The organism is Acinetobacter lwoffii, assembly GCF_022967985.1.
In the GTDB taxonomy this organism is placed as follows: Bacteria; Pseudomonadota; Gammaproteobacteria; order Pseudomonadales; family Moraxellaceae; genus Acinetobacter.
Genome location: NZ_JALJVC010000010.1, coordinates 42,509 through 64,130, shown reverse-complemented (window position 1 = coordinate 64,130; position 21,622 = coordinate 42,509). Strand labels below are relative to the sequence as shown.

Here is a 21,622-nt window from a genome sequence, read left to right as displayed (position 1 = left end):
TAATTAAATCAATTTACTTTGCAACAAAGCTTATAAAATTTGTAATTGTTAAGTTAAAGATGGATTGAATTTTCTTTTTATGGAGAATCATGTTCAACTTTTATACAGAGCCATGAAAGAGAATATTGAAAGATAGGATGACTTTAGAGCATATAAAATGATCATTTTTATGATATGAAATACTTAATTATTTACAGAAGATTTAAAGCGTCGATTATTTTAGATTGGTCACGGATTCACTGAATTTTTTCCGACGCTTATATTCAAACATATTCTGATCCGCTTGTGCGAGCGCTGCAAATAAACCATGACCAGGATGACGCATCGCCATACCAATCGCTGCGCCAATGTTTGCTGCTGCAAAGGCATTAATTAAACGATCCACTAAACTTTCAGTACCCGTTTCATCATTTTCTACGCTAAGAATCACAAACTCATCACCACCCAAACGGGCAACAATATCGTTGATCCGTACATTATCTCGTAATACTTGAGCCGCATTTTGAATCAGCCTGTCACCTTCATCATGACCCAAACTATCATTCACCTTTTTTAGGTCATTTAGGTCAATAAATAATACAGCGGCGGGATGACCATATTGCTTGCAACGCTCTTCTTCTGCTCGCAGCAGTTTTTCCCAGGCACGGCGATTATAGAGCCCGGTCAATTCATCTTTACTGGCTTCTTCCTGCAATAATTCATGCTGTCTTATCTGCTCACTCTGACGTAATTCTGCCTGCAATATCGAACTGAGCAATTGTCCCAACAACTCGACCAGTTGCATATCTTGCACAATAGCTTCCGATTTGGTTTCTGGATCAATCGCACAGAGCGTTCCAAACAAACTACCATCTTCTTTAAGGAGTGGCTGACCAATATAAGATTTTATACAGACCTGCTGATTAATCGGCGCTGTGGCGTATAAAGGAATTTCTTCAGAGCGGGGGGCAATTCTCGGGGCCTTACCTGCGACCATATGAGAACAAAAAGAATCAGCCCACTGAAACACTTGACCGGGTCGTATATCATAACCATGATCTTCACTTTGCAGCACAATCCAGTCTTGGCCTTCTACCCGGGTGATCATCCATAAATTAAAGCCAAAATGCTGATGCAGAAACTTTAACACTGCCTCTCCAGCATCCTGAAAACTTTTGAAATTTATATTTTCCATCCGAGATTGCCTCTGCTACAAACCTGTAAAAATATGCATGATATAAACTTAAGCTATTAAACTATTTTTCCGGTTTCAATAGAATATACAAGCTCTAAATACAGGTATAAAACTATATATTTACAACATACCGTTGCTATAAGTTTTCATTTAAAAATTCACAATAAAAAAGAGGCCTTAGCCTCTTTTTTTCAAGCCTGAAATCTATGCCTCTGTCGGATTAGTCAATTCCGTCATTGGCCAGCGTGGTGTGGTGGTCACCGCCAAGCCATCATGCTGCCCTGCTTTTAAACGCTGATAGCCCGCAAAAGCAATCATTGCACCATTGTCTGTACAGAGTGCAGGTTCAGCATAATAAACAGATGCACGGATCTTGGCTAAATCTGCTTCTAAACGCTCACGTAAACGCTTATTGGCACTGACACCGCCCGCAATCACCAGACGTTTAAGCCCCGTTTGCTTCAATGCTTTCACCGACTTTTTCACCAGAGTATCGACAATGGCTTCCTGAAAACTGGCAGCGATGTCGGCATCGCGGTTTTCATCACCCAGTTTTTTCATCTGTACAGAAACTGCCGTTTTTAGACCACTGAATGAGAATTCCAGACCTTGATGCAGCATTGGGCGTGGGAATGCAAATGCATTTGGATCGCCCTGTTCCGCCAATTTAGAGATATTCGGACCGCCCGGATATGGCAAGCCCATCATTTTCGCGACTTTATCAAAGGCTTCGCCTGCCGCATCATCAATGGATTCACCGAGCAATTCATACTGGCCAATGCCATAAGCAGCCATGAGCTGAGAATGTCCACCCGATACCAATAATGCAACAAATGGAAACTCAGGCGGAGTTTCTGACAACAAAGGTGCCAGCATATGACCTTCCATATGATGCACACCAATTGCGGGTTTATTCAGTGCAAAGGCCAAAGTACGACCAAACAATGCGCCTGTCATGAGTGCGCCCATCAGACCCGGGCCACGGGTATATGCGACTGCATCAATTTCTGATTTTTTCACGCCGCTCTGTTCAAGCAGCTCATTGATGAGTGGAATCAGTTTACGCACATGATCACGTGACGCCAGCTCTGGAACTACACCGCCATATTCTGCATGCAGTTTAATCTGGCTATAAAGCACCTGTCCGCGCAAACCCAACTCGCTGTCATACAGCGCAAGTCCTGTTTCATCACACGACGTTTCCAAGCCTAAAACGATCATTAAACTGCCTATAACCTGTATCAATTCTATTGCAGCAACTATTATAGACTTGTGGTATGAGATGTAAATGAGTAAAATACTGACCTTCACTTGTGATTGAGGGCAATTCAGCCCGAGATCTTACCCTAACTGATATGAGGATTCTTCATGCCACAAGTTAAATTGAAAGAAGGCGAGCCAGTAGACGTAGCTATCCGTCGTTTCAAACGTTCATGCGAAAAAGCGGGTGTTCTTGCTGACGTACGTAAGCGTGAATTCTACGAGAAACCAACTCAAGAACGTAAGCGCAAAAAAGCTGCTGCTGTTAAACGCTACCAAAAGAAATTGGCGCGTGAATCAGTACGTACGACTCGCCTTTACTAAGATTAATTTGTGATTGATTGCCTGGAATAAATAATGACGACTTTAAAAGACCAAATCACGGATGTTTTGAAAGCAACAATGCGTGCCAAAGAAATGTCCAAGCTGACGGTCATTCGCAGTCTACAGGCAGCAATTAAGCAAATCGAAGTCGATGAGCGCAAAGAACTTGACGACGCTCAGGTTCTTGCGGTCATTGAAAAACAAATTAAACAACGTAAAGAATCGGTTAAAGCCTTTGCAGGCGCTGGCCGAGATGATTTAGCTAGTAAGGAACAAGCCGAAATTGAGATTTTGTCTCAGTTTCTACCAGAAGCTATGACTGAGGAAGAACTTGATTCCATGATTGCGCAAGCTATTGCAGCGCAACAAGCTACTAGCATGAAAGATATGGGTAAGGTGATGAATTCTCTGCGTCCGCTCATAGCCGGGCGCGCCGATCCTGCACAAGTTTCCGCCAAAATCAAAGCGCAACTTGCTTAATCCCTACTTTCTAGCATCTTGTCTTTAACGTTGAACTGCCTTTAATCATCAAAGACAGTTCTTGACGTATTCTTATTACAAATTACAATCGACCTGATAACGCTTAAGTAATTGCATCTCTTTAGACGATTTCACTTCTACAATTACATCCTGTTTACTCATATTTTGAAACTGACGATCCAGATAAGCACGATTCTGGTCAGCGGCCTGATATAAACGATCAACATAGCGTCCTACAATTCCACAAAATTTTGCATTCTGCTCAGGACTAAATCCCTGTTGCTGCGGATTTAACCCACTTAAAAATTGACGCGATTCCTTTTTATAATCTGCATTAATTCGCTCTATCGCTTCTATATATTCAACTGCACTCGCAGCAAAAATCCCATAACTCCACCCCAGTAGACACACACCCAATAGTATTTTTTTCATATTATGCTTCAGTTTGATTCACGCTGATCTTTCAAAAAGATTGTAGCCTGATTGAATATATTCTTGCTATATCATCCTGATACAAAAACTTAAAACCCAGTGCAACCTTAAATCTTGTATTGATGTGCCTGCTGCATCTGTTTCAGACGCTGGCGAATGGTGGACGATAAAGATTGATTGTTTTTCACGCTACGCTGGGCATGTAATAAGGATTTGATCGCGGTTTCTTCATATCCCGACCAATATTCTACTTCTGCACGATAGCGCAGTACATTAGCAGCCTTGATCGGCGAATCTGGCTCTGCATTGGCAGCCACTTGCATCAGTCGCCAGCCACTCACATCACGTGAATTGGCATTTAAAAATCGCTGCACTAAAACTTTTGCTTTATCGGGTTGCTTGGCACGAATCAACACTTCTGCATATTTATAATTGAGCGCTCGATTCTCTGGCATGATCCGCGCTGCTGACGCTACACTTTTCAAAGCTGCATCAAGCTGGTTCTGGGCTAAATAAATATCAGTCTGGAATAAAACCTGTAAAGGATGCTTCTGGTTATGCTTTTTTGCTCGATCTAAAGTAGCCTGCGCGGCCTGAAAATCACTTTGCTGTATTTGATAGGCAGTTAAGGCAAGCTGGCCTGCAAAATTATTTTGCCGGTCCATCAGGATAAGCTGCTCTGCATTGGTCTGACCAGACAACACCCTGCTATACCACTTGATAATTTCAAAGTCTTGATCATTGAGATTACGTTTCACCGCAGGAAGCTGGTTGGCACGTAAACGCGCTTCACTCATACGCTCGGTGGTCAGCGGATGAGTAAACCAGAAATCCGGCAGAAAGCTTAATCGGCTGGTCGAGCGATGCATGACCTCAAAGAAATCTGCCATACTATGCGGGTTATAGCCGGAACGATACATATATTGCATACCAATCCGGTCTGCCTCACGTTCCTGATTACGACTATAAGTGAGCTGTTTATCCAGAAGTGCTGCCTGTGAACCCATCATGACCGCTGTGCCGACATCGCCATCTGCCTGAGAAGCGACCAAAGCACCGACGAGAATTCCGGCTAGCGCCAGTAAACCTTGCCCTTTAAATGCATCCTGAGAGCGACTGTAATGACGTTGTGTGACATGTGCAATTTCATGCGCCATCACTCCTGCCACTTCATCCATGTTTCGGGCTGAATTAATCAGACCAGCATTAAGTGCAAAGAGGCCACCCGGTACGGCGAAAGCATTAATTTGGGGATCATTAATGACCAGCAAACCGATCGGCTGTTGCAATTGAGTCTGACTCAGGATATGAGAAAATACTGAAAGCAACTGATCTTCAAGCCATGGATTTTGCAGGACCGGCATTTGTTTATGCACTTCACGATAGACTTTTTCACCGATCATTTTTTCTTTTTGTTGATCGAGTAAGCCGACGCCTGTACCAATATCAGGCACAGAAAATTGTACATTTACTTGATTAAAATCATGGTTAGAGCCGTGCCCTGCTACCATATACAGACTTAAGCCACACGCCAGCGCCAATCGTTTCAATGAAAAATCTCTAATCCTGCCGATCTAATTTATCTTGAATATAGCATTAGAACAATGAGCAGAGACGCAAGAAAATGTTATTTTTTAATACCATTTAAACGACGAATCAGATGCATTTTAAAATTCCGGATTGACCACATAACGGGGCACTCGTCCTTCCAAGGCATCAACAAGATTCTGATAAGCCAGTTCTGCCATTTTTTTACGGGTGGCTGCAGTGGCCGAACCCACATGTGGCAATGTAACCACATTATCCAACTGGAATAATTCCGATTCCTTTAACGGCTCTTTCTGATACACATCCAGACCGGCAGCAAAAACCTGCTTGGCTTTTAAAGCTGAAATTAATGCCTGTTCATCAATGACCGAGCCACGTGAAATATTGACCAATACTGCATGGGATTGCATTTTAGCCAATTCCGCTGTCGCAATCAGCGCCTTGGAATCCGCATTCAAATCTACTGCAACGACCACAAAGTCAGAACGCTGTAACAGTTCCTCAAGCTGGCAATATTTCGCATTCAACCCTTGAGCAAGTTCTGGTTTTTCCCGACGATTATGATACAGAATATTCATATTAAAACCGTAAAAACCACGACGTGCGATTGCAGCTCCAATATGACCGAGACCAATAATTCCGAGGGTTTTTCCAAAAATATCCATACCAAATTGTGCTTCGCCCACGGTACGCTGCCATTGTCCCTGCTTGGTCCATTGATCCAGGTAAGCCACTTTGCGTGCTGCTGACATCAGTAAAGTGAAAGCCAGGTCAGCAGTGGTTTCAGTCAGTACATGCGGCGTATGACTGAGATAAATTTTCTTTTCATTTAAATAATCCAGTTCATAGTTGTCATAACCGACACTGACACTGGAGATAATTTTTAACCGGGTGGCACTGGCCAGATTATCGCGATTCAACAAGCGCCCTGCGCCAATCATGCCATCAGCATCCTGAACCTGCTGCAAAAGCTGTTGATTCACATCGCCTAGCTTCGGTTGTATATAACTAACCTGATAATTTTGTTCCAGCTTGTTTTGAATATCAGTATCAATTTGACTAAATACAACCACTTTTTGTTTCATCTATTTTTATTCCACAGCAAGATTATTCCAGACTGGCAGTCCTATTTTGCATAAACTGCCATAAACGTTTTTTTAGAATCGGCTGATCCAGCATTTCTTGTAAAGATGCCAACTGGATCATTTTCGTATTTGATATATGCGCTACAGGCCCGAGGAAAATAATATTTTTCTCTGCACTCATTCCATCCAGAAAACCCTGAATATAGGATTCTACACCACGTCCATCCTGAACATTGGCCCAGGGAAATGGCCAGTTCAGCTCATGAAACTCACCTAGGACTGCACGCTGGATATTGCCCCATAGATTCTGGGTGTCTTCGGTCATTTTAGTTGCATCAATCATGATACTGCAATGCGCCAGACTTAAAGCCTGCAAACTGAATGGCGGGATCTGTACGATTTCACGCTGTTCCTGAACAGGTGCAATGTGAGTCGGTGCCGCAGGTGGTGTATCAACCTTAAGCGTAACAATTGGCTCTGGCTCAGGAATCGGTAGATCAGCCAACGCCTCTACGGAAGCAGGCTGTGGTAAGACGATATCGGTGTGAAATTCAGGTGCAGCCTGATCACGCCAGATCGAAACCTGGTGCGGCTGACATGCGCTGTCCCTAGGAATCCAGAGATCGATTCCTAATGTTGCCAGTATGTCACGCTGATGCCCAATCATCTTTTCATCATCACCAATTTCAGGCTGAACATTTTAGCCGGATTGCCTGTGCTTTGCCGAACTTTTTCAGCTTTTCTTTTTTATCCTGATGGATTCTAGTACAAAGTTTAGCTGTCTGCTAAAAACCGTGCTTTTAATACACAATTAAACCATTCCTGCTGTTATAACAGATTCCGGCTAAAGCTGCGCGTTCTCATTTATTTTCTACAGAATGGTTAAACTGTTCTTCTTTAACATTTGCTGAACGACCTGTTCTGCCTCAAAACCCAAGCGCCAATACAACAGCTCCATCACGTCCAACTCATCCTGTGTCACGATACGATCACTCCACAAACAGGCCTCTGCAATACCTAAAATACTGAGGCGATCACGCAATAACAGCCCCGCAATATCATTCAGGATTTCTGCTAGATCAATCGGCTCATCAGAAATTTCATTATATAAGTCCAGTTCCTGAGCGGTCAGAATCCGGTTTAAAATCCGCTCCCGCACCTCAAGCTGGTTGCCGCTATTAATCTGCTGTACATGCAGCAAGGCGTCGATCAAACGCACAATCTGTGGCTTGACCTCATCGAGTGCTGTAGGCGTATGTGCAGGAAGCAAATTCAGTTCGTATTTCACACATTCCAGTAATAATGCATCCAACAGGCCAATTTCGCCATCTTCCTGAATAATCCGTGCCAGCTTCATCAAAAACTGGCGTGCAACAGTTGTCGGCATGCCACCAATATTGTTACAAGCTTGCTGGAAAATCGAGATATGCACCCGCCCGTCCAGATTGAGCAATGAATCTACAATGGCACGGCTAACTTCAGCCTCAGTCGGAATAAATTCACGATATTGACGGATCATTAAAATGGCGACCATCACTTCACGAGAACCAGTTGCGGTTTGTAATGCACGCTCAATCAGTTCCGGACGTGGCATCTTGAGCCGAAGTTCCGGATTCAGTGGTTTGATCGCATCTTTAATCGCAAAACTGATCGGAGACAGCCGCAATAATGGCAAAGGCTGTGGCGAGCTCCAGCTCATTGCAGTTTCAGGCACCACTTCTTCTAAAGAACGGAACAAACTAAACAAAGGCTGATTTTTGAGTTTTTTCAGATTCTCAAGCTGTAAGTCCTGAATCAAGGCAGGATTTAATTCATAAATCCGCTGATTGATATTGGGATGAATATTCAGCCAGTTTTGTGGGCTCAAGGAATTGGCAAAGCACATATGTGAAATGGATTCAGCATATTCACTATAAATCTGGGAGCCAGAATGATGCACATGGATTCTGAGTAAAGTCTGGATATTGGCATCATTTTGAATCAGGCGACGGGTCTTCCGATCATTTTTATAGGTTCGACCACCCAGTGAAATATATTTAATAAAACGGGAAATCAAAACACCCAAACTACCAATCAGCCAGATCACCGCGCCCACTGAAACATAGAAAGTTTCGAACTTGTTTTCACGAGGACTACCCGCTCGATAAAAACCGGACTTGGCAATCTTACTGCCACACTGACTAAACGTAGTTAAACTGCTATACAGAATTTTCAAACGGGTATTTTCCGCAGCTTCACCAGACAGGATTTTATTGAATTCATGGCTGAGCAAGCCATACAGCTCGACTTTATCCAGTGTTTGTATCGCACCCCAAGTCAGGATAATTGCGGTATCCCGCGGACTAAACCCTGCCGTCAGCGCATTAACACCGACTTCATCGGGCAACACATATACCGCCGGAACATCAATCAGAAAAATCTCTGCCAGCTGCTGGTTAATGTGCAGTACAGCACTTTCTTCTGGAATACTGTCCATCGGACTCAACCGACGTGCACCCAACTGCTTCGCCAGCGAATAACCACCATTCCGAAAAATATAAAATTCATAGATGACCGAGATCATCATGGCACATAACAGCAAAGCAATCAGATAGGGACTCAACGTATGCCAGAAGATCGACTGGCTAGGATCAGTATAAAAAACAAAGAGACCAACAACGGTATTAATAATAAAAATAGTCAACAGAATTGCAATCAGGCAAAAACTTACAGGCAGTACTATATTTTTGTTTTTTATAAAATCGTATCCTACGTTTCGCAATGCAGAACCCTAAAATGATGATTTTCAATGGGCTCATCATAAAACAAAAAAGCGGGAAATTCCCGCTTTTTCATGATGATTTTAACTACTTAGACTTCACGCACACCGGTCAAATCCACTGAGGCTGCATCAATATTGACATCAATATAATTGCTTTCTTTCATGGCGCTGTCACTACGTTTTTGCTGAAGATCATCCAGATATTGCGCATCAATGCCACCCGAAACATAGATACCATCAAACACTGAACAATCAAAGTCTTTGACGTCCGGCACCTTGGTGGTTCTTACCGCATCTTTCAAATCTTCCAGATCTTGGAAAATCAGACGATCAGCACCAATAATTTCACGGATTTCTTCTACGCTACGTTCCGATGCAATCAATTCTGATTTTGCTGGCATATCAATACCGTAAACGTTTGGATATTTCACCATCGGTGCTGCAGAAGCGAAGAATACTTTTTTCGCGCCAGAATCACGAGCCATCTGGATAATTTCATTACAGGTTGTACCACGGACAATCGAGTCATCCACCAACAGTACGTTTTTACCTTTAAACTCAAGCTCAACCGGGTTCAGTTTCTGACGTACCGATTTTTTACGCAGCTGTTGCCCCGGCATAATGAAAGTACGACCGATATAACGGTTTTTCATGAAACCTTCACGGAATTTCACGCCCAGCATATTGGCAAGTTCCAGTGCAGAAGTACGTGAAGTATCCGGAATCGGAATTACCACATCAATATCATGCTCTTCACCCCACTCGCGCAGAATCTTTTGCGCCAGCTTCTCACCCATTTTCAAACGTGCTTTATACACTGAGATTCCATCAATGATGGCATCTGGACGGGCAAAATAAACATATTCAAAAATACAAGGACGATATTCAGCATTCGCCGCACATTGCTTGGTAAAGAAATTACCTTCCAAATCAATAAATACTGCTTCACCCGGTAGAATATCACGCTCAACTTTAAAGCCCAGCGCAGTAATCGCAACAGACTCAGAGGCAATGATATATTCCATACCCTGTTCAGTTTCACGTGAACCGTAGATCAGTGGACGAATACCATTTGGATCACGGAAGCCCACCAGACCTTGACCGGTAATCATCGCCACCACGCCATAAGCGCCTTTACAACGCTCATGCACACGTGTCACCGCATGGAAAATATCTTCTGACGTTGGCACCAGTTTGCCATGTTTTTGCAATTCATGCGCAAATACGTTTAATAGCACTTCTGAATCAGAATCAGTGTTCATATGACGCAAGTCAGTTTTGAACAAGTCATCATGAATTTCTTCGGCATTGGTCAGGTTACCATTATGTGCCAAGGTAATCCCGTACGGTGAGTTCACATAAAACGGCTGTGCTTCAGCACTGCTCGATGAACCGGCTGTTGGATAACGCACATGACCAATACCGTAATTTCCTTTCAAAGCACGCATATGACGGGTATGGAATACATCACGCACCATGCCGTTGTCTTTGCGCAGGAATAAACGTCCTTCATCACATGTCACGATCCCAGCTGCATCTTGTCCACGATGTTGTAACATCGTTAATGCATCAAACAACATTTGGTTAACGGGTGATTTACCAGCTATACCAACTACTCCACACATAGCAACCTCGCAGACAAGCTAGGATTAATAAAAAGGATTATTTGTAGACTCATCTGCAGCTCCAGACTTGGACGATGTTTCAGATGATGAAGCTGAAGGTTTCGATGTCCCTTCAGGCTTGATATGTTGTAGTGCGCCATTCGCGGCTTCTTTCGACATTTGAGTCGCCCAAGGTGCATAAGGCAATAAGGCTTGAATAAACTTGGACTGTTTCCAGTGAGGTGAGCTTTCTACCCACGGGCCAATTCCCTGCATGGTAATCAGAACAATCAGCAAACCTTTCAGGCTACCAAAGACACCACCCGCCAGACGGTTGAGAGGGCCCAGTTTAAGACTCTTTAAAATACGGTTCAACAGTGCAGTAACGATCCAGGTCAGAACTACAATCAGCAGGACGATAAAAGCGAAGGCCGCAATCTTTTGTACGACTGGATCTGTACTCAGAGCAACCATAGACGGCGCAAGTAGCGTTGAATATTTTGCCGCAACAATCAGGGCAAAGATCCATCCCACTAAGTTCGCAAAGGCTTTAATAAATCCTTGACGCAAACCGTTGAGCCCTCCAATGAGCAAGATAATCAGTAGAAAGATATCAATGGCATTCATAGGATTTAAAGTGCGTCTACACAATCTTTTACAAGTTTAGGTCCAGTATAGATGAGGCCACTATAAACTTGTACAAGGCTGGCGCCTGCCTGTTTCTTGGCAGCAGCATCTGCACCTGAAAGAATACCACCCACACCAATCAATGGAATTTGTCCTTTTAATACCGCAGCAAATGCAGCCAGACATGCGGTACTTTTCTCAAATACTGGCGTGCCAGACAAACCGCCTGCTTCCTCTGCATGCTCCAGACCCTCTACACCTTCACGTGACAGTGTGGTATTGGTCACGATCAGGCCATCAATCTTGAATTGCAATAATTGCTTGGCAATAAAGGCAATATCGCTGTTATCCAGATCAGGCGCCACTTTCAGTACCAAAGGTACATAATGCTGGTATTCCTGAGCCAATTCAAGCTGACGCTTCTTCAGTGTTTCCAGCAGTTCGGTGAGTGCATCACCACTTTGCAGGCTGCGCAGGTTTTTGGTATTGGGAGAAGAAATGTTGACGGTAATATAAGAAGCATAATTATAGACTTTTTCTAAACAGATGAGGTAATCATCTACTGCTTTTTCTACCGGAGTATCAGCGTTTTTACCGATATTAATACCGAGAATGCCTTTAAATTTGGCCGCTTTGACATTTTCAACCAGCTGATCCACGCCATCATTATTAAAGCCCATACGGTTAATAATGGCTTTGGCCTGTGGCAAACGGAATAAACGCGGATGAGGATTGCCGGCTTGCGGTCGCGGGGTAATGGTACCAATTTCAATAAAACCAAAACCTTGACCGGCAAGGGCGTCAATATAGGCACCATTTTTGTCCAAACCTGCCGCAAGACCTACCGGATTGGGAAATTCGATTCCCATACAGGTCACAGGTTTCGCAGCAACGTTTTGACGCATCAAGCCCATTTTATGGGATGATTTCAATAGTGATAATGTCAGCTCATGTGCACGCTCTGGTGCTAAAGAAAACAACAAAGGGCGGGCTAGAGAATACAACATATCCAGAAAAGTCTACTGCTTTTTAAGTCGGCATATTATAGGCATAGGCTGACAAAAAAACCATGCTTTGCAAATCTTTATTTTTACCGTTTATTGTATGGTCGCCGTTAATTTAATCTGTCCTGCCTCATTATTTAGTTCCATTTTCTCGATACTTAGCCCCATTTGCGCCAGTTGAGTCAGGAAATTTGCCAGCACTGCATAATTTTCATGCATGACTGCCAATTGAATTTTTCCTTCCATTTGCTGGGAAGCCACCGACAATCCTTGCTGCTGTGCGACCCGCTGTACTTTTTCTGCAGCATCCAGTTGCGTGTCCCCAGCCGGTTTCATGGTTACTGCATTACTTTGCATCCAGACAATGGTATCTTTCAGCTGATTTAAGCGTTTTTGCTGGGTGTCTGCCGCCTGATGCATATACCAGAGTGCAGAACCGACTGCCGCCACAATTACAAAAACAGTGGTAAAAATCACCAGAATGCGTTCACGTGCTGACAAACGACCCAGATAATCGGTCAATTTTTCAATTTGCAGATCCATGCGGTTCTGTAAGGTTTCAATGGCTTTCATTATTGTATTTTCACCAGTCCTACGGCGCCTGTTCCATTCGCCTGTATATTCCCCAATTCTACTTTAAAGCCCTGTTGCCCCAGCTGCTTGGTCAAAGTATTTAGACTTTCAGATGAATTGGACTGTAATTGTAGACTCAATCCTGACGGGTCATAATTGACGCGCTGTGCCACAATCTGATTTTGCATCAAGACAGGCCCCACCTGACTAATCAGCTGTAATGCATGCGTATCTGCGATCTGGCTTTGACGCAACTGCCCTTCAAACTGACTTTTGATATTCTGCTCAGTGACCGGATAATTTTGTCCAAACCAATATTTAAACTGGTCAATGGCTTGCGCGGCGGTCTGATTTGCCACTTTCTTATATTGATACCAGCGCACAGCATCATAACTAAACTGCAATACCCAAATACCCAGAAAAACTGCCGCGCAGGCTTTCCAGTAGCCGGAAATAGCGCCATCGGATTTTGCTTTAGGCAATACATTAAATGGATGCTGTTTCGGTTTTTTCAGTACAGGAATACCATATTGGAAAGACTCCAGTTGCTCCTGAGTGATGCGTGCTTCAAGACTACGCAACTGCTCCTGATTCAGGTTGCTCACCTTATAGCTGAGATCCTTGGGCTGATAATCCAGATAAAGGCTTAGATCATCTAGCGACTGGCCGATATATTCCGACTCGCGCACCAGCAAACGTCCACCGATTTGCGCAGTCACACGCTGATTGACCTCAGGAATCGGCAGCACTAAAAAGTCCGGCAACAAAGCTGCCAGCTTGACTGGAATCAGGTTTAAAACGTGTTGCAAGGTTTCAAGCGTAGAATTCGCAATCCCCATAATGCTGATCTGATCCGGCTGCTGAAAATGATGCAGCACTTTCATGGCATCTACCGGCAGCACCACGTATTCTTCGAGCAAATATTTGATGCCATCATTGCCCATTTTCTTATATTGGCTCTTGGGCAGGGTCTGCTGCAAAATTTGCACATGACGGCTCGGGAAAAATACTACCGCCTCTTCGCCATGATGAGCCTGTATATCCTGAATCAGCTGTTCTAATGTGTCCGCAGTGTTCCAGAATTCCCCAGTTGACCATTGCCAAACCCCATTGGCTTCAGGCATCCATAAATACAACATTGATTGTGTTCTGCCGTTTTAATTAATTTTTTATAGTGTAGGACTAAAGCTTTTTATCTGTGTGGATAAGCCAGGGGCAATCACCGCCTGATCATAAATACGTGCTTCTGCCAATGCATAAGGTTGAAAAGATTCAGCCAGCAGAATGGAAGACATATGTGCCACCACATTCATATGGCATACCACTGCAATCGACTCATAAGGCAGTTGCGACAACCATTCCACTGCGACTTTGGCATCATCATCCGGTTTGATGGTATTACAGATCACCACCGGCACATCTTTAAAATACTGCTGCAAATGTGCCAGAGTTTCCTGCGCACGCAATAACGGACTGACCACAAAGACTTCAGGCTTAATCAGATCCTTTAAGAACTGTGAAGTCTGCTCAGCCTGTTGATGACCACGCTCCGTTAAAGGTCGCTTGGTGTCATTACCATTGACCGGTGGTGCGGCCTCGCCATGTCGAACTAAAGTCAGTTGCATTTGATTTCCTTATATTCTTTTGCCTGCATGTTAACTAGCTGATATGACAATTCGCAGACAGTCCCTGTGTTATAGATCAGACTTGATGATGTGGCAAGACAAATTCAACATCACTGCGATGACCATTTTTCATCAATGACAAGGCAATATTGAGTGGCGGCGCACCTTCAAAAATCACATCATACAAGGCCGAAGTAATCGGCATATACACATCGAGTTCTTCCGAACGTGCCTTGACCTGCAAAATGGTATTAATCCCTTCTGCCGTTTGACCCAGTTCAGTTGTTGCCTGCTCCAAAGTCTTACCTTTACCAAGCGCATAACCCACCTGATAATTACGGCTGAGCGGGCTGCTACAGGTTGCAAATAAATCACCCACACCTGAAAGCCCAAGAAAGGTCAGCGGATTGGCACCGAGTTTTACTGCAAAACGGCTCATTTCGGCCAAAGCACGGGTCAGGATCATACTCTTGGTATTTTCACCCACGTTATACGCAGCGGCCATGCCCATCGCGACAGCATAAATATTTTTTAATGCGCCCCCGAGCTCTACGCCATGCACATCATCACTGGCGAATACGCGGAACAAGGCACTATGTAAGGCTTGTTGTACCGCATAACGCACCAGCTCGGATTGGCTGGCAATCACGGTTCCTGCTGGCTGTCCTGCCACAATTTCTTTGGCTAAATTCGGTCCTGATAACACGCCATAAGGCACTTCAGGCAACACTTCACGAATAATATCGCTCATGAAACTAAAGGTTTTGGCTTCAATACCCTTGGTCAGCGAGATCACGGCTTGCGAGGTAATAAAAGGTTTGATTTGCTGCAAGACATCCCGGAAAGAATGGCTCGGAATAGCGACTAAAATAATATCTCGATCACGCACAGCCTGTTCTAGTTCTGACACCGCCAGCAGATTTTCTTCTAACTTAAAGTCTGGCAAATAGCGTTTATTGATATGCGTGACATTAATATCTGCCGCAACTGCTTCATCACGAATCCAGATCATGGTATTGCAACCATTACGCACTGCAGTATTGGCCATTGCAGTACCGAAGCTGCCCCCACCCAATACCGTGACTCTTAAAGCTGTCTTATGATCAACTGCAACCGGTTCTACCAGTTTTGAGAAATTTAATTCTGACATCTTATTTTTTAATATCCTGTTATACCGTGCCAACTAGCTGTTCTGGTTCCAATAACTTACAAAATCACTGGTTCGAATCTCTGCACGTGCTGGAATTGCTTTTGCTGCAGTGCCAATATAAATAATACCCGAGACCAGATCGTCTTTTGAAATTCCCAATGCCTGCTTAAACAGACCAGACTCGACTACAGCACCACTACGCCACATGGTCGAGAAACCCTGAACCTGAAGTGACAACAGAAAATTTTGAATAGCTGCGCCTGAACTCAGGATTTGCTCAAAATGCGGAACTTTAGGATGATCCTGCAAACGCGTTAAGGCAAGCACCAATAAAGGTGCACGAAATGGATGATTCTTGACCCGCTCAATCTGCGCTGTTTCAGTTTCACCCAAATCGACGAGCGCCTGTGACAGCAACTCTCCAAAAGCTTCACGCTGATGATCTGGAACCACCACAAATGTGGTCGGCTTGAGCCGATGATGATCGGGTGCAGTTAATGCTGCCTGAAAGGCTTTTTCCAGTTGTTCTGCATTCGGTGCCGGTGCCAGCAGATGACCAATCGATTGCCGTTGGTGAATATTTTGATGAACGATGTCAATCGCAGATTCCGTCATTGCCTTGTATATCTACACTTAAAAAACCATACTCAAGATTAGCATATTCAAAGAAAAATACGCTAGAAACTTCATAGGGATTCAGCACGCTCATCACCACTCGAAAATAAACTTGTTTGGTTTTTCAATCCCGTACTGCTCTATTTTTCACCTAACTCACATAGAGCTACACCAAAAATTGCCAAACCTATACAACAGCTACAAAATCTGCGCTGCTTGCTGTGTTGAAATATTCAGCATCGTATTTACTTGAGATTTCATGATGAAAAAAACAATCGCTTTCAGCGGATTAGCTATTTCCGCATTACTGCTTACTGCCTGTGCCTCAAATCCGACTGCATTGGCAGTGCAAAAGGAAAATAACCAGTATGAGGTGACCGGATTAGGTAAAAATCAACTGACCTCGAAAAACAATGCGATTACTGCGGCCAATAAAGCCTGTGGCTCTCGATCAACCCCCATTATTGTGGATGAAAAGACAGCTTATAACGGCGCTTTAAAAGGCGTAGTCGATGAACAAACAGGTCAGATGATTCAGGCAGCCGCCACTGTCCTTGGCAATATCGCAGGTACCAATACTGGTTTAAACCAGAATGATGATTATCAGACGGTGCTTACATTCCGCTGTCAGGCCAAATAAGCCTTAAACCATAGCGCAATAAAAAACCGCTCTTCAAGAGCGGTTTTTCTATGGTCTGGATTAACAATAACCTTCCAGACGGGTCAAAGGCAATTTTTGCCCAATGGCTTTTTCAATTTCTGGCAGATAGAACGCATCATCCTCTGCAAGGAAACTGATACTCACACCGCTGGTTCCCGCACGACCGGTACGGCCAATACGATGCACATAATCATCCGACTGTTCCGGCAAGGTGAAGTTCACCACATGCGATACACCATCGACATGGATACCACGACCTGCAACATCCGTTGCAATCATAATATTATGTTTACCATTTTTGAACTGATCCAGCATTTTCAGACGTTTGTCTTGAGCAATCTCGCCCGACAACATTACCACCTTATAACCATCACGTTTTAAATGATCATAAAGTTTGCGCACCTGATCACGACGGTTGGCAAAAATCATGACTTTTTCAATCGGCTCATCACGTAGGATTTCTTGCAATAATTTATATTTGTCCGCCTTGGCGACCATATAAACCCGCTGCTCGACATCGGCATTGGTTTTCTTTTCCGGTTCAATTTCAACTGTAACCGGTTCAAATAACCATTGCTGCGCAAGATTCAATACATCGTAGCTAAAAGTAGCAGAGAACATCAGAGTCTGACGTTGTTCTTTACGCGGCGAGAAACGTACAATGCGCTTTACTGAAGGAATAAAGCCCATATCCAATAGGCGGTCGGCTTCATCAATGACCAAAAATTCAATCTGATCCAACCAGACTTCTTTTTGTTCTACAAAATCGATCAAACGCCCCGGTGTAGCCACCATAATATCGACAGGCGCTTTATTCAGCTGGTTCTTTTGCTTGTCAAAATCCACACCACCCAGCAAGGTCACCACATTGAGACCAGCATATTTCGCCAGATCCTGTGCATCGCTTTCGATCTGTAACGCCAGTTCACGGGTCGGTGCCAAAATCAGCGCGCGTGGCTCACCACGATAGCGTTGTTCCTGAATCGGATTATTTAATAGATCATTCATGATACTAATTAAAAAGGCAGCAGTTTTACCTGTACCTGTCTGTGCACGGCCAATGGCATCATGTCCTGCCAGCGTGAATTTTAAAACCTTCTGCTGGATAGGCGTCATGGTGGTAAAGCCTAAAGCATCAATCGCTTTTTTTAGATTGGGATGTAAATTTAAGGTTTCAAAACCAGATGACATAAAGCGGTGCTCTAATTGGGTAATCACTAAGATAGGGATAGTATAAACAAAAAACGCCCCAAGTTATATTGGAGCGTTTTCTTTTTAGCTTAATCCGAAGATTAGTCTAATGGTTGAACTTCTTCAGCTTGAAAGCCTTTTTGGCCTTTAACAACACTGAATTCAACACGTTGGCCGTCACGAAGTGAACGGTGACCGTCACCTTGGATAGCACGGAAATGAACGAATACGTCATCGCCGCCGTTACGTTGAATAAAGCCGAAGCCTTTAGTATCGTTAAACCACTTAACTACGCCTTGTTCGCGAGCAGCTGTCATAAGTTAATCCTCATTGAAACTAAAAGAAGGACCACCCGGTGTTGCAAACAGCAGAGCAAACAAGTTTGAAAATATTATTTTTAAGCTTGTAATCATTCTGTAAAACTATCAACAAAATCCCGGTTACATCCATTTATGTAATAGGGTGAAAAACAATCACTTTGTTTATTCAAAGTCCCAAATACGCAACGAGCTTAACATGGGTTTATCACAATTAATAGATTTTTTTTAGCATGTTCTGTTTGATTTAGTTATTTTTTTCATGAAAATTGTCAAAAGACTTTATAAAGTCATTTAGATCTTCTTTTTCTTAAACTAGTTTGGTTCTGGCATCATATTTGCTACTATTTATAGCCTTTTCTGCTACCTAAATGAAACCGTAATGCTCGAAGATCCAGCGCATTTCAGCCTTATAGACGCCATGGGAAAACCGTGCCCGATGCCGCTATTAATGTTAAAGCGCGCATTAAAGGCCGGAAATCAGAAAACATTCCTGCTGAAATCATCTGATCCGCATAGCCAGACGGATGTCAGCCGCTATTGTCAGCTGCATCAGCTCAAGCTTGAATTTAAAAAAATTTCTGATACAGAGTTTCACTACTTAATTGAATCTTAAAAAATTTCAATTAAACTGTTGATCCTCACTTTCGTATACTTTTTTACATTTCTCTACCCAAATATCCATTATTTGTGGAGAGATTGGATTAAGATAAAACCTAGTTTAGGGTTATCCCGCACTTCAAGGAGAACACATGAGTGACAGCCGCAATCAGTTGATGCCCCTGTCATTATCGGCGCCAGGTGTCAACCTCGGTGCTTATATCAGCACTGTCAATCAGATTCCGATTTTAACAGCCGAACAAGAAAAAGAGTTGGCTGAACGCTATTACTATGACCAAGATTTAGATGCAGCGAAAATGCTGGTCATGTCGCACTTGCGTTTTGTGGTACATATTGCGCGTAGTTATGCAGGTTATGGTCTGCCACAAGGTGACCTGATTCAGGAAGGCAACCTGGGTCTGATGAAAGCTGTGAAACGTTTTGACCCGAATATGGGCGTACGTTTGGTGTCATTTGCCGTGCACTGGATCAAGGCGGAAATTCACGAATACGTGATCCGTAACTGGCGTATCGTGAAAATCGCCACCACTAAAGCGCAACGTAAACTGTTCTTTAATCTGCGCAGCCTGAAGAAATCATCGAAAAAGTTGACGCTCGAAGAAGCCCAGTCAATTGCGAATGACTTAAATGTTACTCCAGAACAAGTACTGGAAATGGAAGGCCGTCTGACAGCATATGATGCTGCTTTTGATGCATCAAGTGATGACGACGATGAAGGTTCCACCCATGTAGCACCAGCGTTGTATCTTGAAGACAACCGCTATGATCCGGCTCGTCTGATTGAAAATGAAGACTATGAAGAACAAAGTACTTCTGCCCTGCACGAAGCCATGGACCAACTGGATGATCGTTCACGGAATATTCTGCAACGCCGTTGGTTAGACGACGAGAAATCGACCCTGCATGAGCTTGCAGCCGAATATAATGTTTCTGCGGAACGTATTCGTCAGCTGGAAAAAAATGCCATGGAAAAAATTAAAGTAGCAATGTCATCCAATTAACACCAAATTCTGTTACTGATTTATTTTTAAAAAGCCTTCCTTCAGGAAGGCTTTTTTATGTCCGCATTTTGAATTTATGCTAAGGTTAAGCGCAAACTTTATCAGGAAGATCAATTCAAATGTGGATTGCGATTTCAGCACTCAATCTGGCCCTGGCAGTCATGCTCGGTGCTTTTGGTGCACATGGTTTAAAAGCACGTGCAACTGAGGTACAGCTCGGCTGGTGGCAAACGGCAACAGATTATTTTTTCTATCATGCCTTAGGACTACTGATTCTTTCTCTGCTCGCGAAAGTCATTCCTGCACTACCGATTCAGTGGAGCTTCGGACTGATTCAGGTTGGTATTTTACTGTTTTCTGGCTCACTGTATATCATGGCCTTAGGATTACCCCGCGGTTTAGGGGTGATTACACCTATTGGCGGTGCTTTAATGATTGCCGGATGGTTAATTCTGGCCTGGAATGCTTTAAAATACGCCAGATAAATCTGAACAACACTTAATCATGGAGGGTTGCTAGAATGGTGATTTACATCAATGGCGAACAACAGGAAACTCACTGCAAGAATCTGCTGGAACTGATTCAGAGTATGGCGCTTGAGGGTAAGCGTTTTGCAGTTGAAATCAACGAAATGATTATTCCTAAAAGCAGATTGGGCGATACGCCGATTTGCGATACAGACAAAATCGAAATTATTCACGCAGTCGGTGGCGGCTAATACTCGGGACAATTATGCAAGATTTATTACAGATTGGTTCACGCCAATTCCAGTCACGCCTTTTGGTAGGCACAGGCAAATACAAAGATTTAAATGAAACCCAGCAGGCCATTGAAACCAGTGGTGCAGAGATTGTCACTGTCGCTATTCGCCGGGTCAATATTGGCCAAGATCCTGACCAGCCGAATCTGCTATCAGTGATTTCTCCGGAAAAATATACCATTTTGCCGAATACTGCAGGTTGCTTCGATGCCAATAGTGCCGTCCGCACCTGTATGCTGGCGCGTGAGCTGCTCGATGGCCATAATCTGGTCAAACTGGAAGTATTGGGTGACGAAAAAACGCTTTACCCAAACGTGACCGAAACACTAAAAGCTGCTCGTACCTTGATTGATGATGGCTTTGAGATCATGGTCTATACCTCGGATGATCCGATCGTGGCGCAAGAACTGGAAAGCATGGGCTGTGTCGCGATTATGCCATTGGGTAGCCTGATCGGTTCAGGTCTTGGTATTTTAAATCCACACACCCTGTCAATCATCAAGGAAAATGCCAAAGTGCCGGTTCTGGTCGATGCCGGTGTCGGTACAGCAAGTGATGCCGCGATTGCGATGGAACTGGGTTGTGATGGTGTACTCATGAATACAGCGATTGCAGCTGCACAAAATCCGGTATTGATGGCATCTGCGATGAAAAAAGCCGTTGAAGCAGGCCGAGAAGCTTTTCTTGCAGGCCGTATGCCACGTAAACGTATGGCCAATGCCAGCTCGCCGGAAACCGGCTATTTCTTTAAATAAATTTTCATAAACAAAAATAAAGGACTCGATTGAGTCCTTTATTTTTTCCAGTAA

Annotated in this window: 25 protein-coding genes; 8 read left to right on the top strand and 17 right to left on the bottom strand. The window is 43.7% G+C overall.

Annotation, left to right across the window (positions count from 1 at the left end; all coding sequences use genetic code 11):
• Positions 1-214: 214 nt before the first annotated feature.
• Both MWG72_RS07815 and tsaD read right to left on the bottom strand, forming a co-directional pair.
• Complete coding sequence (locus MWG72_RS07815; protein ID WP_247143632.1) at positions 215-1,174, bottom strand: sensor domain-containing diguanylate cyclase; 960 nt, start codon at positions 1,172-1,174, stop codon at positions 215-217.
• Between the two features lie 204 nt (positions 1,175-1,378).
• A complete protein-coding gene (gene tsaD / locus MWG72_RS07810; protein WP_004280030.1) occupies positions 1,379-2,395 on the bottom strand; it encodes a tRNA (adenosine(37)-N6)-threonylcarbamoyltransferase complex transferase subunit TsaD in 1,017 nt (338 codons plus the stop codon).
• Between the two features lie 147 nt (positions 2,396-2,542).
• Between tsaD and rpsU the strand changes: the two genes are divergently transcribed.
• Both rpsU and MWG72_RS07800 read left to right on the top strand, forming a co-directional pair.
• Positions 2,543-2,758: a 30S ribosomal protein S21 gene (gene rpsU, locus MWG72_RS07805; RefSeq protein ID WP_001136722.1), complete on the top strand. Its 216-nt coding sequence runs from the start codon at positions 2,543-2,545 to the stop codon at positions 2,756-2,758.
• 33 nt (positions 2,759-2,791) lie between these two features.
• Complete coding sequence (locus MWG72_RS07800; RefSeq protein ID WP_004280076.1) at positions 2,792-3,238, top strand: GatB/YqeY domain-containing protein; 447 nt, start codon at positions 2,792-2,794, stop codon at positions 3,236-3,238.
• Positions 3,239-3,313: 75 nt separating this feature from the next.
• On the opposite strand, the gene MWG72_RS07795 is transcribed toward MWG72_RS07800, so the two are convergent.
• The 13 genes from MWG72_RS07795 to MWG72_RS07735 form a co-directional block, all read right to left on the bottom strand.
• Positions 3,314-3,670: a hypothetical protein gene (locus MWG72_RS07795; RefSeq protein ID WP_247143631.1), complete on the bottom strand. Its 357-nt coding sequence runs from the start codon at positions 3,668-3,670 to the stop codon at positions 3,314-3,316.
• A gap of 107 nt (positions 3,671-3,777) precedes the next feature.
• Positions 3,778-5,220: a M48 family metalloprotease gene (locus MWG72_RS07790; RefSeq protein ID WP_224216353.1), complete on the bottom strand. Its 1,443-nt coding sequence runs from the start codon at positions 5,218-5,220 to the stop codon at positions 3,778-3,780.
• Positions 5,221-5,337: 117 nt separating this feature from the next.
• The gene (locus tag MWG72_RS07785) at positions 5,338-6,303 is read right to left on the bottom strand and encodes a 2-hydroxyacid dehydrogenase (RefSeq protein WP_005246738.1); all 966 of its coding nucleotides are present in this window, start codon (positions 6,301-6,303) and stop codon (positions 5,338-5,340) included.
• 22 nt (positions 6,304-6,325) lie between these two features.
• Positions 6,326-6,970 (bottom strand): hypothetical protein, encoded by a 645-nt coding sequence (locus tag MWG72_RS07780; RefSeq protein WP_247143630.1) that lies wholly within the window; start codon positions 6,968-6,970, stop codon positions 6,326-6,328.
• A 204-nt stretch (positions 6,971-7,174) separates the two neighbouring features.
• Positions 7,175-9,064 carry a M48 family metalloprotease gene (locus MWG72_RS07775; RefSeq protein WP_247143629.1) on the bottom strand — a complete coding sequence of 630 codons (1,890 nt, stop codon included), beginning with the start codon at positions 9,062-9,064 and terminating at the stop codon, positions 7,175-7,177.
• Between the two features lie 89 nt (positions 9,065-9,153).
• On the bottom strand, positions 9,154-10,689 hold the full coding sequence (purF, locus tag MWG72_RS07770) for an amidophosphoribosyltransferase (RefSeq protein WP_004729956.1): 1,536 nt from the start codon (positions 10,687-10,689) through the stop codon (positions 9,154-9,156).
• Positions 10,690-10,713: 24 nt separating this feature from the next.
• A complete protein-coding gene (locus tag MWG72_RS07765) occupies positions 10,714-11,295 on the bottom strand; it encodes a CvpA family protein (protein ID WP_005246742.1) in 582 nt (193 codons plus the stop codon).
• 5 nt (positions 11,296-11,300) lie between these two features.
• Entirely contained in the window at positions 11,301-12,302 is a 1,002-nt protein-coding gene (locus tag MWG72_RS07760; protein WP_247143628.1) for a quinone-dependent dihydroorotate dehydrogenase, read from the bottom strand.
• Between the two features lie 90 nt (positions 12,303-12,392).
• The gene (gene gspM, locus MWG72_RS07755) at positions 12,393-12,872 is read right to left on the bottom strand and encodes a type II secretion system protein GspM (protein WP_247143627.1); all 480 of its coding nucleotides are present in this window, start codon (positions 12,870-12,872) and stop codon (positions 12,393-12,395) included.
• Positions 12,872-14,011, bottom strand: a complete 1,140-nt coding sequence (gene gspL, locus MWG72_RS07750) for a type II secretion system protein GspL (protein WP_247143626.1) — start codon at positions 14,009-14,011, stop codon at positions 12,872-12,874. The genes gspM and gspL overlap by 1 nt, the downstream gene beginning before the upstream one ends.
• A gap of 30 nt (positions 14,012-14,041) precedes the next feature.
• The gene (locus MWG72_RS07745) at positions 14,042-14,497 is read right to left on the bottom strand and encodes a phosphoglycerate mutase family protein (RefSeq protein WP_005246746.1); all 456 of its coding nucleotides are present in this window, start codon (positions 14,495-14,497) and stop codon (positions 14,042-14,044) included.
• A gap of 76 nt (positions 14,498-14,573) precedes the next feature.
• Positions 14,574-15,647 (bottom strand): NAD(P)H-dependent glycerol-3-phosphate dehydrogenase, encoded by a 1,074-nt coding sequence (locus MWG72_RS07740; RefSeq protein WP_219309656.1) that lies wholly within the window; start codon positions 15,645-15,647, stop codon positions 14,574-14,576.
• Between the two features lie 33 nt (positions 15,648-15,680).
• Positions 15,681-16,262: a nitroreductase family protein gene (locus tag MWG72_RS07735; RefSeq protein ID WP_219309659.1), complete on the bottom strand. Its 582-nt coding sequence runs from the start codon at positions 16,260-16,262 to the stop codon at positions 15,681-15,683.
• 259 nt (positions 16,263-16,521) lie between these two features.
• Between MWG72_RS07735 and MWG72_RS07730 the strand changes: the two genes are divergently transcribed.
• A complete protein-coding gene (locus MWG72_RS07730; RefSeq protein ID WP_004646604.1) occupies positions 16,522-16,902 on the top strand; it encodes a hypothetical protein in 381 nt (126 codons plus the stop codon).
• Between the two features lie 60 nt (positions 16,903-16,962).
• Here the strand turns inward: MWG72_RS07730 and rhlB are convergent, their stop codons facing one another.
• Complete coding sequence (gene rhlB, locus MWG72_RS07725; RefSeq protein WP_004280098.1) at positions 16,963-18,114, bottom strand: ATP-dependent RNA helicase RhlB; 1,152 nt, start codon at positions 18,112-18,114, stop codon at positions 16,963-16,965.
• Positions 18,115-18,215: 101 nt separating this feature from the next.
• Positions 18,216-18,431 (bottom strand): cold-shock protein, encoded by a 216-nt coding sequence (locus tag MWG72_RS07720; protein WP_004280099.1) that lies wholly within the window; start codon positions 18,429-18,431, stop codon positions 18,216-18,218.
• A 382-nt stretch (positions 18,432-18,813) separates the two neighbouring features.
• On the opposite strand from MWG72_RS07720, the gene MWG72_RS07715 reads away from it, so the two are divergent.
• From MWG72_RS07715 to MWG72_RS07695, 5 genes are all read left to right on the top strand, one after another.
• Entirely contained in the window at positions 18,814-19,047 is a 234-nt protein-coding gene (locus MWG72_RS07715) for a sulfurtransferase TusA family protein (RefSeq protein ID WP_035335151.1), read from the top strand.
• 136 nt (positions 19,048-19,183) lie between these two features.
• Positions 19,184-20,053, top strand: coding sequence for an RNA polymerase sigma factor RpoH (gene rpoH / locus MWG72_RS07710; RefSeq protein ID WP_064095849.1), 870 nt, complete (start codon positions 19,184-19,186; stop codon positions 20,051-20,053).
• Positions 20,054-20,172: 119 nt separating this feature from the next.
• Positions 20,173-20,538, top strand: coding sequence for a DUF423 domain-containing protein (locus MWG72_RS07705; RefSeq protein ID WP_064095848.1), 366 nt, complete (start codon positions 20,173-20,175; stop codon positions 20,536-20,538).
• A gap of 35 nt (positions 20,539-20,573) precedes the next feature.
• The gene (gene thiS, locus MWG72_RS07700; RefSeq protein ID WP_064095847.1) at positions 20,574-20,771 is read left to right on the top strand and encodes a sulfur carrier protein ThiS; all 198 of its coding nucleotides are present in this window, start codon (positions 20,574-20,576) and stop codon (positions 20,769-20,771) included.
• A gap of 14 nt (positions 20,772-20,785) precedes the next feature.
• Positions 20,786-21,568, top strand: a complete 783-nt coding sequence (locus tag MWG72_RS07695; RefSeq protein WP_064095846.1) for a thiazole synthase — start codon at positions 20,786-20,788, stop codon at positions 21,566-21,568.
• The last annotated feature ends 54 nt before the right edge of the window (positions 21,569-21,622 follow it).

What these genes read in the sequence shown, in the direction of transcription:
- MWG72_RS07815 (WP_247143632.1), bottom strand. Translation starts at nt 1,174, where the DNA reads ATGGAAAATATAAATTTCAAAAGTTTTCAGGATGCTGGAGAGGCAGTG.
- tsaD (WP_004280030.1), bottom strand. Translation starts at nt 2,395, where the DNA reads ATGATCGTTTTAGGCTTGGAAACGTCGTGTGATGAAACAGGACTTGCG.
- rpsU (WP_001136722.1), top strand. Translation starts at nt 2,543, where the DNA reads ATGCCACAAGTTAAATTGAAAGAAGGCGAGCCAGTAGACGTAGCTATC.
- MWG72_RS07800 (WP_004280076.1), top strand. Translation starts at nt 2,792, where the DNA reads ATGACGACTTTAAAAGACCAAATCACGGATGTTTTGAAAGCAACAATG.
- MWG72_RS07795 (WP_247143631.1), bottom strand. Translation starts at nt 3,670, where the DNA reads ATGAAAAAAATACTATTGGGTGTGTGTCTACTGGGGTGGAGTTATGGG.
- MWG72_RS07785 (WP_005246738.1), bottom strand. Translation starts at nt 6,303, where the DNA reads ATGAAACAAAAAGTGGTTGTATTTAGTCAAATTGATACTGATATTCAA.
- MWG72_RS07780 (WP_247143630.1), bottom strand. Translation starts at nt 6,970, where the DNA reads ATGATTGGGCATCAGCGTGACATACTGGCAACATTAGGAATCGATCTC.
- purF (WP_004729956.1), bottom strand. Translation starts at nt 10,689, where the DNA reads ATGTGTGGAGTAGTTGGTATAGCTGGTAAATCACCCGTTAACCAAATG.
- MWG72_RS07765 (WP_005246742.1), bottom strand. Translation starts at nt 11,295, where the DNA reads ATGAATGCCATTGATATCTTTCTACTGATTATCTTGCTCATTGGAGGG.
- MWG72_RS07760 (WP_247143628.1), bottom strand. Translation starts at nt 12,302, where the DNA reads ATGTTGTATTCTCTAGCCCGCCCTTTGTTGTTTTCTTTAGCACCAGAG.
- gspM (WP_247143627.1), bottom strand. Translation starts at nt 12,872, where the DNA reads ATGAAAGCCATTGAAACCTTACAGAACCGCATGGATCTGCAAATTGAA.
- gspL (WP_247143626.1), bottom strand. Translation starts at nt 14,011, where the DNA reads ATGTTGTATTTATGGATGCCTGAAGCCAATGGGGTTTGGCAATGGTCA.
- MWG72_RS07745 (WP_005246746.1), bottom strand. Translation starts at nt 14,497, where the DNA reads ATGCAACTGACTTTAGTTCGACATGGCGAGGCCGCACCACCGGTCAAT.
- MWG72_RS07740 (WP_219309656.1), bottom strand. Translation starts at nt 15,647, where the DNA reads ATGTCAGAATTAAATTTCTCAAAACTGGTAGAACCGGTTGCAGTTGAT.
- MWG72_RS07735 (WP_219309659.1), bottom strand. Translation starts at nt 16,262, where the DNA reads ATGACGGAATCTGCGATTGACATCGTTCATCAAAATATTCACCAACGG.
- MWG72_RS07730 (WP_004646604.1), top strand. Translation starts at nt 16,522, where the DNA reads ATGATGAAAAAAACAATCGCTTTCAGCGGATTAGCTATTTCCGCATTA.
- rhlB (WP_004280098.1), bottom strand. Translation starts at nt 18,114, where the DNA reads ATGTCATCTGGTTTTGAAACCTTAAATTTACATCCCAATCTAAAAAAA.
- MWG72_RS07720 (WP_004280099.1), bottom strand. Translation starts at nt 18,431, where the DNA reads ATGACAGCTGCTCGCGAACAAGGCGTAGTTAAGTGGTTTAACGATACT.
- MWG72_RS07715 (WP_035335151.1), top strand. Translation starts at nt 18,814, where the DNA reads ATGCTCGAAGATCCAGCGCATTTCAGCCTTATAGACGCCATGGGAAAA.
- rpoH (WP_064095849.1), top strand. Translation starts at nt 19,184, where the DNA reads ATGAGTGACAGCCGCAATCAGTTGATGCCCCTGTCATTATCGGCGCCA.
- MWG72_RS07705 (WP_064095848.1), top strand. Translation starts at nt 20,173, where the DNA reads ATGTGGATTGCGATTTCAGCACTCAATCTGGCCCTGGCAGTCATGCTC.
- thiS (WP_064095847.1), top strand. Translation starts at nt 20,574, where the DNA reads ATGGTGATTTACATCAATGGCGAACAACAGGAAACTCACTGCAAGAAT.
- MWG72_RS07695 (WP_064095846.1), top strand. Translation starts at nt 20,786, where the DNA reads ATGCAAGATTTATTACAGATTGGTTCACGCCAATTCCAGTCACGCCTT.